This is a genomic window from Variovorax sp. OV084, from assembly GCF_900111625.1.
Lineage (GTDB): Bacteria > Pseudomonadota > Gammaproteobacteria > Burkholderiales > Burkholderiaceae_C > Variovorax.
The window spans coordinates 1010362-1024792 of sequence record NZ_FOII01000001.1; the positions used below are offsets into that span (position 1 = coordinate 1010362).

Genomic DNA, 14431 nt, shown 5'->3' on the forward strand with positions numbered 1-14431 from the left:
GCCGGCCCGCTTCCTTACTTCACTTCCCTGACGCAATCTGCGTAGTAGCGCTTCTTGCCCGTCTCGTCGACGCGCGCAACCAGGCCGTGGATGTCGGTCTCGAAGCCCGGGCACTGCGTGTTGAACTCGCGCGAGAACTTGAGGTAGTCGACGATCTTCTTGTTGAACACCTCGCCCGGAATCAGCAGCGGAATGCCCGGCGGGTAAGGCGTGATCAGGCTGGTGGTGATGCGGCCTTCGAGCTCGTCGATTTCCACGCGCTCGGTCTTGCGGTGCGCGATGTGGGCGAAGGCGTCGCTGGGCTTCATCGCCGGCGTCAGGTCGCTCAGGTACATCTCGGTCGTGAGGCGGGCCACGTCGTAGCGCGCATACAGCTGGTGGATGTGCTGGCACAGGTCGCGCAGGCCGAGGCGTTCGTAACCCGGATGCTGCTGGCAGAACTCGGGCAGGATGCGCCACATCGGCTGGTTGCGCGCGTAGTCGTCCTTGAACTGCTGCAGCGCCGTCAGCAGCGTGTTCCAGCGGCCCTTGGTGATGCCGATGGTGAACATGATGAAGAAGCTGTAGAGCCCGGTCTTCTCCACGATCACGCCATGCTCGGCGAGGAACTTGGTCACCACGCTGGCCGGGATGCCGGTTTCGGCGAAGTTGCCTTCGAGGTCGAGACCCGGCGTGACGATGGTCGACTTGATCGGGTCAAGCATGTTGAAGCCGTCGGCCAATTCGCCAAAGCCGTGCCAGTTGCGCGGCGACTTCTTGTTCTTGGGCTTGCCGTTCTTCTCGCCCTGCATGATCCAGTCGTCGGCGCGGCCGATGCCTTCTTCGACGAGCTTCTCGGGGCCCCAGACCTTGAACCACCACTCGTCCTTGCCGAACTCCGCCTCGACCTTGCGCATGGCGCGGCGAAAGTCGAGCGCTTCGAGGATGCTTTCTTCCACCAGCGCGGTGCCGCCGGGCGGCTCCATCATGGCGGCAGCCACGTCGCAGCTCGCGATGATCGCGTACTGCGGGCTGGTCGACGAGTGCATCAGATAGGCCTCGTTGAACAGGTCGCGGTCGAGCTGACGGTTCTGCGAGTCCTGCACCAGCACATGGCTGGCCTGGCTGATGCCGGCCAGCAGCTTGTGCGTCGACTGCGTGGCGAACACCAGCGATTCCTTCGGGCGCACGCGGCGCTTGCCCATCGCGTGATAGGCGCCATAGAACGGGTGGAAGGCCGCGTGCGGCAGCCACGCCTCGTCGAAGTGCAGCGTGTCGACGTAGCCGTCGAGCATGTTCTTGATGGTCTCGGTGTTGTAGATCACGCCGTCGTAGGTCGACTGCGTGAGCGTCATCACGCGCGGCTTGACCTTGTCGGGGTCCACGTCGGCCAGCAGCGGGTTGGCCTTGATCTTGGCCTTGATGGCGCTCTGCTCGAACTCGCTCTTCGGGATCGGGCCGATGATGCCGAAGTGGTTGCGCGTGGGCTTCATGAACACCGGAATCGCGCCGGTCATGATGATCGCGTGCAGGATCGACTTGTGGCAATTGCGGTCGACCACCACCACGTCGCCCGGCGCCACCGTGTGGTGCCACACCATCTTGTTGCTGGTGCTGGTGCCGTTGGTCACGAAGAAGCAGTGGTCGGCGTTGAAGATGCGCGCCGCATTGCGTTCGCTGGCCGCCACCGGGCCGGTGTGGTCGAGCAGTTGGCCCAGCTCTTCGACTGCGTTGCAGACGTCGGCACGCAGCATGTTCTCGCCGAAGAACTGGTGGAACATCTGGCCCACCGGGCTCTTCAGGAACGCCACGCCGCCCGAGTGGCCCGGGCAGTGCCACGAATAGGAGCCGTCTTCCGCATAGTCGATCAGCGCCTTGAAGAACGGCGGCTGCACGCCCTCGAGGTAGCTCTTGGCCTCGCGGATGATGTGGCGCGCCACGAATTCGGGGGTGTCCTCGAACATGTGGATGAAGCCGTGCAGCTCGCGCAGGATGTCGTTCGGGATGTGGCGCGAGGTCTTGGTCTCGCCGTAGATGTAGATCGGCACGTCGGCGTTCTTGCGCCGCACTTCGCCGATGAAGTTGCGCAAGTTCAGCACGGCCGGATCGAGGTCGGGGCCGACCGTGAACTCCTCGTCGTCGATCGACAGGATGAACGCACTGGCACGGCTTTGCTGTTGGGCGAACTGGCTCAGGTCGCCGTAGCTCGTGACGCCCAGCACCTCGAAGCCCTCGCTTTCGAAGGCCTGCGCGAGCGCGCGAATGCCGAGGCCCGAGGTGTTTTCGGAGCGGAAGTCCTCGTCAATGATGACGATGGGAAAGCGGAATTTCATGAGCGGGGCTCCGGGCAGGCTGACAGACAGGCAATAAGGCGAGGCGCGAAGTGTACGGAATTCGGATGACGAATCTGGTCAGGCTCGTGCAAGCCATTCGGGCCTGTCCGGCATGGTCCCTTTCGTCGGCTCGGGCGCAGTACCCCTACGCAGGGCAAGCGCTTGGAGCAGATGCATCAGAATGGCGCGCATCGAATAAGGAAAAGAGGAGTCGACATGGCGAATTCCACCGTCTGGTGGCTGATTGCGGGGGTAGCCATCGTGGTCGAGTTGCTCTCGGGCACCGTATATCTTCTGCTGCTGGCCGCCGGTTTCGCGGCCGCGGCAATTGCAGCGCACCTGGGCTTCGGCACCGTCACCCAACTGATCGTGGCCTCGGTCATCGGCGTGGGCGCCGTGCTGACCTGGTACTCGATCCAGCGCAAGCGCCCCCCTGCCCCGCCCACCGGAACCAACCGCGACGTGAACCTCGACATCGGCGAGACCGTTCACGTCGACGCCTGGAATGCCGACGGCACGGCAACCGTGCGCTACCGGGGTGCGCAATGGACGGTGGTCCAGCGCGCAGGCCGCACGCCGTCGACCGGCGAGCACCGCGTGGTCGAAGTCATCGGCAGCCGGCTGGTCGTCGACAAGGTTTAGTCAATACGTAGAACTCAGAAAAGGAAGCGCACCATGGAATTTTCGGTCCCACTCATCATCCTGGTCATCGCGATCATCTTCATCAGCCAGTCGGTGAAGTTCGTGCCGCAGCAGAACGCCTGGGTGCGCGAGCGCCTCGGCAAGTACCACGGCACCATGACGCCCGGCCCCAACTTCCTGATTCCGTTCATCGACCGGGTGGCCTACAAGCACAGCCTGAAGGAAATCCCGCTCGACGTGCCGAGCCAGATCTGCATCACGCGCGACAACACGCAGCTGCAGGTTGACGGCATCCTGTACTTCCAGGTGACCGATCCGATGCGCGCGAGCTACGGCTCGTCGAACTACATCGTGGCCGTGACGCAACTCGCACAGACCTCGCTGCGCAGCGTGATCGGCAAGCTGGAGCTCGACAAGACCTTCGAGGAACGCGACGTCATCAACGCCCAGGTGGTCGCTGCCATCGACGAGGCCGCGCTCAACTGGGGCGTAAAGGTGCTGCGCTATGAAATCAAGGACCTGACGCCGCCGAAGGAAATCCTGCTGGCCATGCAGGCGCAGATCACGGCCGAGCGCGGCAAGCGCGCGCTGATCGCGGCCTCCGAAGGCCGCCGCCAGGAGCAGATCAACATCGCCACTGGCGAACGCGAGGCCTTCATCGCCCGCTCTGAAGGCGAGAAGCAGGCGCAGATCAACAACGCCCAGGGTGAAGCCGCCGCCATTACCGCGGTCGCCACCGCAACGGCGGATGCCATCGAACGCGTGGCAGCCGCCATCCGCCAGCCGGGCGGCGAACAGGCCGTGCAGCTGAAGGTGGCCGAGCGCGCTGTCGACGCCTACGGCAAGGTCGCGGCCGACTCCAAGACCACGCTGATCGTGCCGAGCAACATGAGCGAGACCGCCGCGCTCATCGCGTCAGCGATGCGCATGGTCCAGGCAGGCAAGCCGTCGAATCCGACCTGAACTGACTGCTACAATCATGGGCTCAGGAGCGGTGGATGAGCGGTTTAAGTCGCACGCCTGGAAAGCGTGTGAGGGTTAATAGCCCTCCGCGGGTTCGAATCCCGCCTGCTCCGCCAGAGATTGATTGTTCGTAACCGTTCACGAACATGAAGACAAAGCAAGAAGCCCAAGTTGCCACAAGCACTTGGGCTTTTTTGTCGTCTGGCCCAACCAGACTTGAAAGGCAGTGCGTTGCTTTGCAACAACTTGCCCCCCGAACTCAGACACTTTCTTCTGGCAGTACCATCCAAAGGTTTTCATTTCAGCCCACAAAGGAGCCTCGATGGCCGGACAACCGAAAACCCAGCCGCGTGGCAAGACACCGCTGGACCGCACCCTCGAAAAGAGCGAGCAGGTGGCTGCCGACGTGCAACGGGCGTCGGACAACCTCGCCGTGGTGAACACGGTGCTCGAACAGGAACTGCCCGAAGAAGTGCAGGTTGGCGAGGTGGCACAGGCCATCGAACACACCAGCCAGCTGGAAGAGAAGCTGGCTAAATCCGCCGAAAAGCTGGCCGAGGTCAATGCCGCGCTGAGCGAGGAAATCGAGAAGCGTCTCGAGGTCACGGCTGAGCGCGACGAAAGCCAGGCTCTGGCCGAGAAGCTCAAGGCAAAGATCCGCGCCGAAAGCTCCGACTGACCGGCGCGCAATACGCCGTCCGTATCCTTTCTCCTACGCTGCATCAGCGTCAGGCACGCTACGCTATTGGTTCTCAAAGCGAAACCACGGCATGGCCCTCATCACGTTCCTCGTCGAGGACAACAAGACCATCAGGGATAACCTGGTCCCGGCACTCGAGGACTTGGTCAACGGCCGCGTGGTCGGCTTCGCCGAAACCGAAACGGAAGCCCTTGCATGGCTCGCGGCGCATCCTGATGACTGGCAGCTCCTGATCGTCGACCTGTTCCTGAAGGAAGGCTCCGGCCTCGGCGTGCTGGGCGGCTGCAAGACCCGCAAACCCAGCCAGCGAGTGGTCGTGCTCAGCAACTACGTGACGGCGGATATCCGGGCGCGCTGCACGGCGCTCGGCGCCGATGCGGTGTTCGACAAGTCACGCGACCTCGATGCCTTCATCGAGTACTGCAATGCCAACCGCCCATCGGGCCTTGCTCCGCTCTGAACTCTGAATAAGTCGCCTTCGAAGCGGCCATGAAAAAAGGGCCCGAAGGCCCTTTTCTCTTTTGCGGATAACCGCAGGTTTGCCGAAATGAATCAGCGCACCACGGCGATCTGCGTGCGTGCACCACCCTTGTAGGTGTACAGCGTCAGGGCACCGTTCTTGATGTCGCCCTTTTCGTCGAAGGCGATCGGGCCGGTCACGCCCTTGTATTGCACCTTGCCAACTTCAGGCAGGTACTTGGCGGGGTCGGACGAACCGGCCTTCACCATGGCTTCGGCCAGCACGTTGACCGCGTCGTACACGTACGGTGCATAGATCTGCACTTCGACGCCGTTCTTGGTCTTGAACTTGGCCTTGAAGTCTTCCAGCGGCTGCTTGAAGTCGCCGTCCACACCGCCGGCTTCGGCGCAAACAACCATCTCTTCGCCGATGGCATCGCCAGCCAGCTTCGGCAGTTCGCTGGTGCACAGGCCGTCGCCGCCCATGAACTTGACGTTCAGGCCGAGTTGCTTGACCTGCTTGAGCATCGGGCCGCCAACGGCGTCCATGCCGCCGAAGAACAGCACGTCGGGCTTGGAGGCCTTCAGCTTGGTCAGGATGGCGTTGAAGTCGGTCGACTTGTCGGTGGTGAACTCGTGGCCCACGATGGTGGCGCCAGCGGCCTTGGCCGACTTCTCGAACTCTTCGGCAACGCCTTGGCCGTAGGCGGTACGGTCGTCGATCACGGCAATGTTCTTGCCCTTGAGCGTTTCGACTGCGTACTTGCCCAGCGTGCCGCCGAGTTGCGTGTCGTCAGCCACCACGCGGAACGTGGTCTTGAAGCCTTGACGCGTGTACTTCGGGTTGGTGGCCGAAGGCGAGATCTGTGGAATGCCGGCGTCGCTGTAGAGCTTCGAGGCGGGGATGGTGGTGCCCGAGTTCAGGTGACCGACCACGCCGTTGACCTTTTCGTCCACGAGCTTCTGGGCCACAGCCGTGCCCTGCTTCGGATCGCCTGCGTCGTCTTCGGCGATCAGTTCGAACTTGGCAACCTTGTCGCCGATCTTGAGGCCCTTTGCATTCAGGTCTTCGATGGCCATCTTGGCACCGAACTCGTTGTCCTTGCCGAGGTGGGCGATGGCACCGCTGGTCGGTCCCACGTGACCGATCTTGACGACCAGGGTTTCTCCGGCAGGTGCGGGTGCAGGTGCAGCCGGGGCCGCAGCCGTTGGCGCGGGCGCTGCAGCGGGAGCAGCAGCTTCTTCCTTCTTGCCGCAAGCCACGAGCGTGATTGCAGCCAGTGCGACCGCAGTCCATTTCAATTGCATGAGAACCTCCAGAACTTGGATGAAAAGAATAAAAAACCGGTCGTGTGATCCGGGCGCGCTGACCTCGCAAGTTTCGCGCCGCGGACCAGCGGCACCCTCACGCCCTTCCGACCTGCGGCGCAGTTTAGCCGAGGATTCAGGCTCCGGAAGCTGGCGTAGACCCTGTGTTTTCGCTGAGTTCGGCGGCCATGGCCTCGATCACCAACGCGCGCAAAACGGCTTCGATTTCATTGCGCAATCGCGGCACCATCGCATCGAGTTGATGCTGAACGGCAGCTGACACGGTGTCGCTCAAACGCTCTTCCAGAGACAGGTCGACGCGCTGCAGAACGCGGTGCAGCAACTGCTCTTCGAGGCTGACGATTTCCGCCTGCGAAAGCTGCGCGGCCGGCGGCAATGCCATGGCACTCGCCGGGTCGGGCTGGGGCGTCGGTGCGGCCTGCGGCTCGGGGACCGCGGGCTCCTCCGGGATCTCGAGCACCGTGGTCAGCGTGGGAACGAACCGGGGCGGCGTGCGCAGTGTGCTGGCCATGTCAGGGACTCTTTGCGAAGTCGTGCGGCTGGATGGTGTAGCCACGATCGGCATAGTGGCGCCAGCGCGAACGACCGACCTGGCGGTCGTTGTCCTCGTTGCTCACGATGTCGATCATGCGTTCATAGCGCTCGAAGCCCGCAGGCACTTCGAGGCCCAGATTCACCAGCATTTCGCGGTGCGGCAGCGAGGCCGCATCAGCGCCCTGGGCCGACAGCACGACGGGCGAACGCGCGACCACATGAGCCGGCGCATCGCCTCGGCAGTGCGCGACGAAGTCCACCGGCGACAGCTGCCAGAGTGCCGCATCCACCGCGTCGAGCGCCTGCGCATCGCCCACGACTACCACGCGCAGGCCGCGCGCGTTCACGGCCTTGCGAACCAGCCGGCAGGCGTAGTTCAGCTTGTCACGCGCGTTGTAGTGAAAGCCGATTTCCGTCACTTCGTGGCCCGGGCCTCTTTGGCCGGAACTCCAGGGGTCTTGGTTTTCTTGGCCTTGCCGGTCTTGGCGTCGCCGCTGGCCGCGCGACTCGTCAGGTACGACACCAGCAAGCCCACCGGTCGACCGGTCGAACCCTTTGCCGCTCCGCTCTTCCACGCAGTGCCCGCGATATCCAGATGCGCCCAGGCGAAGTCGCCCGCGAAGCGCTGCAGGAACTTGGCGGCAGTGATGGCGCCACCCGCGCGGCCGGCGATGTTGGCCACGTCGGCGAAGTTGCTCTTGAGGCCTTCCGCGTAGTCGTCGTCGAGCGGCAGGCGCCAGCAGCGGTCCTGCGAGGTCTCGCCAGCGGCTTCGAGCGCCGCGGCCAATGCTTCGTTGGTCGAGAACAGGCCGCTGCGCACGCCGCCCAGGGCCACCACGCAGGCGCCCGTCAGCGTGGCGATGTCGATCACTGCCGCCGGCTCGAAGCGCTTGGCATAGGTCAGCGCGTCGCACAGGATGAGCCGGCCTTCTGCGTCGGTGTTGAGCACCTCGATGGTCTGGCCGCTCATGCTGGTCACCACGTCGCCCGGCTTCACCGCGCGGCCGTCGTTCATGTTCTCGCACGAAGGAATGAGGCCGACGACGTTGATGGCGGGCTGGATATCGCCGAGCGCGCGGAAGGTACCAAGCACGCTGGCCGCGCCGCACATGTCGAACTTCATCTCGTCCATTTCGGCAGCGGGCTTGAGCGAGACGCCGCCGGTGTCGAAGGTGATGCCCTTGCCGACCAGCACTACGGGCGCCTGGTCCTTGGGCGCCCCGTGGTAGCGCAGCACGATGAAGCGCAGCGGCTCCGCCGAGCCCTGCGCCACGGCGGCAAAGGAGCCCATGCCGAGCTTTTCGACTTCCTTCGGCCCCAGCACCTCGCACTTGATGTTCGGCAGCTTGGCCAGCCCCTTGGCGGCCTCGGCCAGCAGCGTGGGCGTGGCATGGTTGGCGGGTCGGTTGCCCCACTCCTTGGCCAGTTCGATGCCCGCGACAGTGGCACGGGCGGCGTCGAAGGCGCCGGTGACGGCGGCGGCATCGGCCACGCCGACGGTCAGGTGGCGGATGCTGCGGGGTTCGGCCTTCGACTTGGTGGCGGTGTAGACGTAGCTGGCGTCAGCCGCCGCCGTGACGGCGCTGGCCACCGCCGCGCCCTCAGCAGGCTGGGCGAACACCACGGTCACGCGCTTGGGGGCCTGGGCCTTGGCCGAATTGACCGCCGCGACCACGCCGCTGCGAACCGAGGCGGGCTTGCCGTCGCCGATGGCGGCGAGCACCACGCGGGACGCCACGACGTCTTCCGGACGGTAAAGCCCCAGCAGCTTGCCGGCCTTGTCGGGCAGGTCGCCGGCCTTGCGGGCACTGGCGGCGAGCACCGACAACGGGTCTTTGGAGGTAAGAGGAGCGCTGCCGACGAGCACGATCAGGACATCGGATTTCTCGGCTGCGGCCTGGGCGACGGTGAGGGTCTTGAGTTGAAAGTCCATAATCCTTTTTTTCCTCGAACGATGTTATTCCATTCTTCCCTACGCAAGGAGCTGTCCCGCAGCTTCGGAGCGACCCTCGTGGTACTGGTCACCATCGTGATGACCATGATGCTCATCCGTACCCTCGGGCTCGCGTCCAAGGGCAGTGTGAACCCGCAGGAGGTGTTCCTGGTGATGGCCTACACGGTGCTCGGCTACATGCCGACCATCCTGAGCCTGAGCCTGTTCATCGCCATCGTCGGCACCCTGTCGCGCATGTACCGCGACAGCGAGATGGTGATCTGGTTTTCCAGCGGGCGGGGCCTGACCGACTTCATCAAGCCACTCTTCCGCTTCGCCTGGCCGGTGCTGATCCTGATCGCGGTGATGGCGCTGGTGGGCTGGCCGTGGGCCAACTCGCAGACCATCGGCATGCGCAAGCAGTACGAGCAGCGCAGCGACATCGAGCGGGTGGCGCCTGGTGAGTTCCGCGAATCCGCTGGCCGGGTGCGCGTGTTCTTCATCGACAAGGAGACGCCGGACAACTCCAAGGCCACCAACGTCTTCATCTGGTCGATCGAGCGCAACATGCAGATCACGACCTCGGCGCGCAGCGGCAGCATCGAGAACATCGGCGATTCGCGCTACCTGCTGCTCAACAGCGGCCAGCGGCTCGAGCAGCCCATGACCAACACTGGCCTGAAGATCAGCGAGTTCAAGACTTACGGCACCCGGGCAGGCGGCAACAGCGGCCTGGTCAACGACGCGACACCGCCGCGCGCGCGCAGCACACTGTCCCTGCTGCCCGACACCAGCGACCCCAGCCGCGGCGAACTGGCCTGGCGCATCGGCATGTTGCTGACGGCCATCAACTTCGTGCTGCTGGCGCTGAATGTATCCAGCGCCAACCCGCGCGTCGGCCGAAGCGGCAACCTGCTTCTCGCGCTGTTCGCGTTCGTCGTGTACTACAACATGCTCAACCTGGGCCAAAGCTGGATCAGCTCGGGCAAATACAGCATGGGCAGTTTCATGCTGCTGTTGCATGGCGGCGTGCTGCTGATCAACCTGGCATGGCTCGGCGTTCGCCAGAACAATTGGGGCCGGCGATCAAAGCAAAGCCCGTCCGCCGCCGTGCTGCCCACACCCAAGATCGAACCCACGTGAAAACGATAAGACGCCTGATCTACGTGGAGGTGCTGAAGGCCGTTGCGTTCGTGACGCTCGGCTTCCTGAGCCTCTTTTTCTTCTTCGACTTCGTCGACGAACTGCAATCCATCGGCAAGCCGGACAGCCTCAACTACGGGCCCGCACAGGCGCTGGCCTACGTGATGCTGCTGGTGCCGAGCCACCTCTACGAACTGCTGCCGATCACGGTGCTGATCGGCTCCATCTTCGTGATGGCCCGGCTGGCGCAAAGCTCCGAATACACCATTCTGCGCACCAGCGGGCTGGGGCCCTGGCGCGCGCTGCGCACCCTGCTGCTGCTGGGCGTCGGCTTCGTCGTGCTGACCTTCGCCGTCGGCGACTATGTCGCCCCGGCCTCCGAGCGCACGGGGCAACTGCTCAAGGCCAAGTACCAGGGCATCTATTCGCTGGCGGGCAACACGGGCGCCTGGCTCAAGGAAAAACGGGGCAATGTCTCGTACGCGGTGAACGTGCTGTCCATCGACCGCAAAGGCGCGCTGAAGAGCCCGCGCATCTTCGAATTCGACGACAACGGCTACATCAGCACACAGATCACCGCAGGCTCTGCCCGCATCGGCGACGGGCACTGGATGCTCACCGACGTGGAAGAGCAGAAGTACGACACGCGCGGCGCGGCCGACCAGGCCCGCATCGCCACGACCAAGACCCCGCAGCTGAACTGGGCCACCTCGCTGACCAGCGAAATGGTCTCGGTCGCGCTCCTGCGCCCCGACCGCATGAGCACGATCGACCTGTTCGACTACATCCGCCACCTCGACGCCAACGGCCAGACCGCGCAGCGCTACGAGATCGAGTTCTGGCGCAAGGTGTTCTATCCGCTTTCGTGCCTGGTGATGGTGGTGCTCGCCCTGCCCTTCGCCTACCTGCACTTCCGCCAGGCCGGTATCACCACCTACGTGTTCGGCGGCGTGATGATCGGCATCAGCTTCTTCCTGCTGAACAACGTGTTCGGCTATCTCGGCAACCTCAGCAACTGGTCGCCATGGCTCACGGCGGCGGCGCCAGGCATGATCTATTCGGTGATGTCGTTGACGGCCTTCAGCTGGCTGGTCTTGCGACGATGACCCAGGGCATCGTTTTACTGGCGCACGGTTCGCGCGACGATCGCTGGCGCGAGCCCATCGAGGCCGTGGCCGAACGCGTGTGCAAAAACGAGCCGAATGCCCGCGTGGCCTGCGCCTACATGGAGCTGGCAACGCCCGACCTGCCCACGGCGACGGCGGCGCTGATTGCCAGTGGCGCCACCGCCATCCGCGTGGTTCCGCTGTTCCTGGGCATGGGCAAGCACGCCCGCGAAGACCTGCCGCACCAACTCGAGGCGCTGCGCCAGCGCTGGCCCGACATCGGCTTCTCACTTGCCCGCATCGTGGGCGAAGAGCCCGAACTGGTCGATCTCCTGGCCAGAATTGCGGTCAAATAGTGAACATCCGGCAATTTCGATAGATTCCGAAGGCATAATGAATTCCGCAATAAGACGGAATTTGATATGAATCTGCATCAGTTCAAGTTTGTTCAGGAGGCCGTGCGGCGCAACCTGAACCTCACCGAGGCGGCCAAGGCGCTCCACACCTCGCAACCCGGTGTCTCCAAGGCCATCATCGAGCTCGAGGAAGAACTGGGCGTTGAAATCTTCGCGCGCCACGGCAAGCGGCTCAAACGCGTTACCGAGCCGGGCCAGCACGTCATCGCCAGCATCGAACTCATCATGCGCGAGGTGGGCAATCTCAAGCGCATCGGCGAACAGTTCAGCGCGCAGGACAGCGGCACCCTCTCCATCGCCACAACCCATACGCAGGCGCGCTACGTGCTGCCCGTGCCTGTGGCCAACCTGCGCGAGGCCTATCCCAAGGTCAACGTGAGCCTGCACCAGGGCTCGCCCGACCAGGTGGCTCGCATGGTGATCGACGAGATCGCCGAGATCGGCATCGCCACCGAATCACTCGACGGCTACGCCGAGCTGGTGACCCTGCCCTGCTACGAATGGCAGCACGTTCTGGTGCTGCCCAAGGACCATCCGCTGGCCGCCAAGGAGCGCATTTCGCTCGAAGACCTGGCGAGCGAGCCGATCATCACCTACCACCCCTCGTTCACCGGCCGCACGCGCATCGACCATGCGTTCGCACAGAAAAAGCTCACGCCGCGCATCGCGCTCGAAGCCATCGACTCCGACGTGATCAAGACCTACGTGCGCCTCGGGCTGGGCGTGGGCATCGTGGCCGAAATGGCCGTGCGCGACGAGTCGAACGCCGACCTCGTGGTGCGCCCGATGGGGCATGTGTTCGGCCAGAATATTGCGCGTGTCGCGTTCAAGCGTAGCGCCTATCTGCGCAACTTCGTCTTCAAGTTCGCCGAGCTGCTGTCCGACCGCCTCGACCGCAACCTGATCGCCAAGGCCCTGAGCGGCCACCAACAAGACTACGAGCTATGAGCACAGTTCAATCCCCACGCACGCCCGACATCGTCACCAAGCTGCCGGCCGTCGGCACCACCATCTTCACCGTGATGTCGGCGCTGGCCGCCGAGAAGAACGCGGTCAACCTGGGCCAGGGCTTTCCGGATTTCCACTGCGATCCGAAGCTGCTCGAAGACGTCACGGCCGCCATGGCCGCGGGCCACAACCAGTACCCGCCGATGCCCGGCATCCCGGCGCTGCGCGACGCCATCGCCGCCAAGATCTCGGCGATGTACGGCTACAGCTACAGCGCGGCCGCGGAAATCACCGTTACCGCCGGCGCCACGCAAGCCATCATCACTGCCATCCTCGCCATCGTGCGCCCGGGCGACGAAGTGATCGTGCTGGAACCCTGCTACGACAGCTACGTGCCCAACATCGAGCTGGCCGGCGGCAGCGTGGTGCGCGTACCGCTCACGCCGGGCACCTTCCGCCCCGACTTCGACAAGATCGCCGCAGCGCTCACGCCGCGCACGCGCGCCATCATCATCAACACGCCGCACAACCCGAGCGCCACGGTCTGGACCGAAGCCGAGATGCGGCAGCTCGAAGAACTGCTCGCCCCCACCGACGTGTTCGTGATCAGCGACGAGGTCTACGAGCACATGGTGTTCGACAACGCCCGCCACGAAAGCGTGGCCCGCTTCCCGGGCCTGGCAGCGCGCAGCTTCATCGTCAGCAGCTTCGGCAAGACGTACCACGTCACCGGCTGGAAGGTCGGCTACGTGGCCGCGCCGGCCCCGCTGATGGCCGAATTCCGCAAGGTGCACCAGTTCAACGTGTTCACCGTGAACACTCCGATGCAGCATGCGCTTGCGCAGTACATGGGCGAGCCGGCGCCGTACCTCGAACTGCCGGCCTTCTATCAGCGCAAGCGCGACTTGTTCGCGGCGGGCCTGGCCGAAAAAACCCGCTTCAAGCTGCTGCGCAGCGAAGGCAGCTACTTCCAGTGCGTCGACATCTCGGCGGTGAGCGACCTGTCCGAAGCCGAGTTCTGCTTGTGGCTCACGCGCGAGATCGGCGTGGCGGCGATCCCGCTGTCGGCTTTCTACGGCGACGGCTTCGACCAGCGCGTGGTGCGCTTCTGCTTCGCCAAGAAGGACGAGACGCTGCTCGCCGCGCTGGAGCGCCTCGCGCGGCTCTGACGCCTGCGGCAGCCGCACGTCGATGATGAAACAGCCCACCACCATCATCAGGCTCGTTTTCAGCGTGGTCGGCGCGCTGCTGTGCGGCATTGCCCTGCTGCTGTACCAGCATACGTCAGCCTTCATCGCGTCGGCCAGCCGCACGCAGGGCGAAGTCCTGCGGCTGCTTCACGTGGAAAGCTCGAAGAGCAACAGTTCGGGCACCTGGAAGCCGCTGGTGCGCTTCAAGGCGCCGGGCGGCGAGATCATCGAGTTCACGCCGTCGAGCAGCAGCAACCCGCCAGCCTACGACGTCGGCGAGAAAGTCGACGTCTTCTTCGATCCACGCAACCCGCAGGACGCCATGCTGAACGGCTTTTTCTCGCTGTGGGGCGGCGCCGTCATCACCGGCGGCATTGGCCTCGTTTTCCTGCTCGTCGCGGTGGCGATGCTGTTCCTGCCTGCGCTGGCGCCGGCAACGCGCCGACGGCCAGGGTAGGACGTTCACCGACCACCGAAGGGGCGGCTCTCCGGCGATCCGCGCGACATGTCAGGGGGAGCATGAAAGCTCGTCACAACAACCGCCCTGGAGAAAACATGTCGCTCTCGTTCATTCTGCTGATCGTCCTGATCCTGATATTGATCGGCGCGCTGCCGAGTTGGGGATACAGCCGGGCCTGGGGCTATGGTCCCAGCGGCGGTGTCGGCCTGGTCGTGCTGATCGTCGTGATCCTGGTTCTCATGGGACGCATATAGGCCCGGGCACGCCGTAAAGAAAAAGCCCGCGCAAGCGGGCTT

Annotated in this window: 16 protein-coding genes and 1 tRNA gene; 12 read left to right on the forward strand and 5 right to left on the reverse strand. The window is 64.1% G+C overall.

Going from position 1 to position 14431, the window contains the following annotated elements; translation table 11 throughout:
- Positions 1-14: 14 nt before the first annotated feature.
- Positions 15-2312 (reverse strand): arginine/lysine/ornithine decarboxylase, encoded by a 2298-nt coding sequence (locus tag BMW87_RS04900; protein ID WP_093054744.1) that lies wholly within the window; start codon positions 2310-2312, stop codon positions 15-17.
- Positions 2313-2528: 216 nt separating this feature from the next.
- Between BMW87_RS04900 and BMW87_RS04905 the strand changes: the two genes are divergently transcribed.
- From BMW87_RS04905 to BMW87_RS04925, 5 genes are all read left to right on the forward strand, one after another.
- On the forward strand, positions 2529-2954 hold the full coding sequence (locus BMW87_RS04905) for an NfeD family protein (protein WP_093054742.1): 426 nt from the start codon (positions 2529-2531) through the stop codon (positions 2952-2954).
- Between the two features lie 33 nt (positions 2955-2987).
- Positions 2988-3917: an SPFH domain-containing protein gene (locus BMW87_RS04910; protein ID WP_093054740.1), complete on the forward strand. Its 930-nt coding sequence runs from the start codon at positions 2988-2990 to the stop codon at positions 3915-3917.
- A 25-nt stretch (positions 3918-3942) separates the two neighbouring features.
- Positions 3943-4033 (forward strand) — tRNA-Ser (locus BMW87_RS04915).
- Between the two features lie 206 nt (positions 4034-4239).
- Complete coding sequence (locus BMW87_RS04920) at positions 4240-4596, forward strand: hypothetical protein (protein WP_093054735.1); 357 nt, start codon at positions 4240-4242, stop codon at positions 4594-4596.
- A gap of 91 nt (positions 4597-4687) precedes the next feature.
- Complete coding sequence (locus tag BMW87_RS04925) at positions 4688-5077, forward strand: response regulator (protein ID WP_093054733.1); 390 nt, start codon at positions 4688-4690, stop codon at positions 5075-5077.
- 92 nt (positions 5078-5169) lie between these two features.
- Here the strand turns inward: BMW87_RS04925 and BMW87_RS04930 are convergent, their stop codons facing one another.
- The 4 genes from BMW87_RS04930 to BMW87_RS04945 form a co-directional block, all read right to left on the reverse strand.
- Entirely contained in the window at positions 5170-6384 is a 1215-nt protein-coding gene (locus tag BMW87_RS04930; RefSeq protein ID WP_093054731.1) for a branched-chain amino acid ABC transporter substrate-binding protein, read from the reverse strand.
- 136 nt (positions 6385-6520) lie between these two features.
- Positions 6521-6916: a hypothetical protein gene (locus BMW87_RS04935; protein WP_093074594.1), complete on the reverse strand. Its 396-nt coding sequence runs from the start codon at positions 6914-6916 to the stop codon at positions 6521-6523.
- A 1-nt stretch (position 6917) separates the two neighbouring features.
- The gene (locus tag BMW87_RS04940) at positions 6918-7358 is read right to left on the reverse strand and encodes a DNA polymerase III subunit chi (protein WP_093074597.1); all 441 of its coding nucleotides are present in this window, start codon (positions 7356-7358) and stop codon (positions 6918-6920) included.
- The gene (locus tag BMW87_RS04945; protein WP_093074600.1) at positions 7355-8872 is read right to left on the reverse strand and encodes a leucyl aminopeptidase; all 1518 of its coding nucleotides are present in this window, start codon (positions 8870-8872) and stop codon (positions 7355-7357) included. The genes BMW87_RS04940 and BMW87_RS04945 overlap by 4 nt, the downstream gene beginning before the upstream one ends.
- Positions 8873-8893: 21 nt before the next feature.
- On the opposite strand from BMW87_RS04945, the gene lptF reads away from it, so the two are divergent.
- From lptF to BMW87_RS04980, 7 genes are all read left to right on the forward strand, one after another.
- Positions 8894-10015, forward strand: a complete 1122-nt coding sequence (lptF, locus tag BMW87_RS04950; RefSeq protein WP_093054723.1) for an LPS export ABC transporter permease LptF — start codon at positions 8894-8896, stop codon at positions 10013-10015.
- On the forward strand, positions 10012-11121 hold the full coding sequence (lptG, locus tag BMW87_RS04955) for an LPS export ABC transporter permease LptG (RefSeq protein WP_093054722.1): 1110 nt from the start codon (positions 10012-10014) through the stop codon (positions 11119-11121). Before lptF ends, lptG begins: the two co-directional genes overlap by 4 nt.
- Positions 11118-11477 carry a sirohydrochlorin chelatase gene (locus tag BMW87_RS04960; protein ID WP_093074602.1) on the forward strand — a complete coding sequence of 120 codons (360 nt, stop codon included), beginning with the start codon at positions 11118-11120 and terminating at the stop codon, positions 11475-11477. The genes lptG and BMW87_RS04960 overlap by 4 nt, the downstream gene beginning before the upstream one ends.
- 66 nt (positions 11478-11543) lie before the next feature.
- Positions 11544-12485: a CysB family HTH-type transcriptional regulator gene (locus BMW87_RS04965; protein WP_007832298.1), complete on the forward strand. Its 942-nt coding sequence runs from the start codon at positions 11544-11546 to the stop codon at positions 12483-12485.
- Positions 12482-13654: a pyridoxal phosphate-dependent aminotransferase gene (locus BMW87_RS04970; protein WP_093074605.1), complete on the forward strand. Its 1173-nt coding sequence runs from the start codon at positions 12482-12484 to the stop codon at positions 13652-13654. Before BMW87_RS04965 ends, BMW87_RS04970 begins: the two co-directional genes overlap by 4 nt.
- 22 nt (positions 13655-13676) lie before the next feature.
- On the forward strand, positions 13677-14132 hold the full coding sequence (locus BMW87_RS04975; protein WP_093074607.1) for a DUF3592 domain-containing protein: 456 nt from the start codon (positions 13677-13679) through the stop codon (positions 14130-14132).
- A gap of 98 nt (positions 14133-14230) precedes the next feature.
- The gene (locus tag BMW87_RS04980; RefSeq protein ID WP_093054714.1) at positions 14231-14389 is read left to right on the forward strand and encodes a DUF3309 family protein; all 159 of its coding nucleotides are present in this window, start codon (positions 14231-14233) and stop codon (positions 14387-14389) included.
- Positions 14390-14431: the final 42 nt, after the last annotated feature.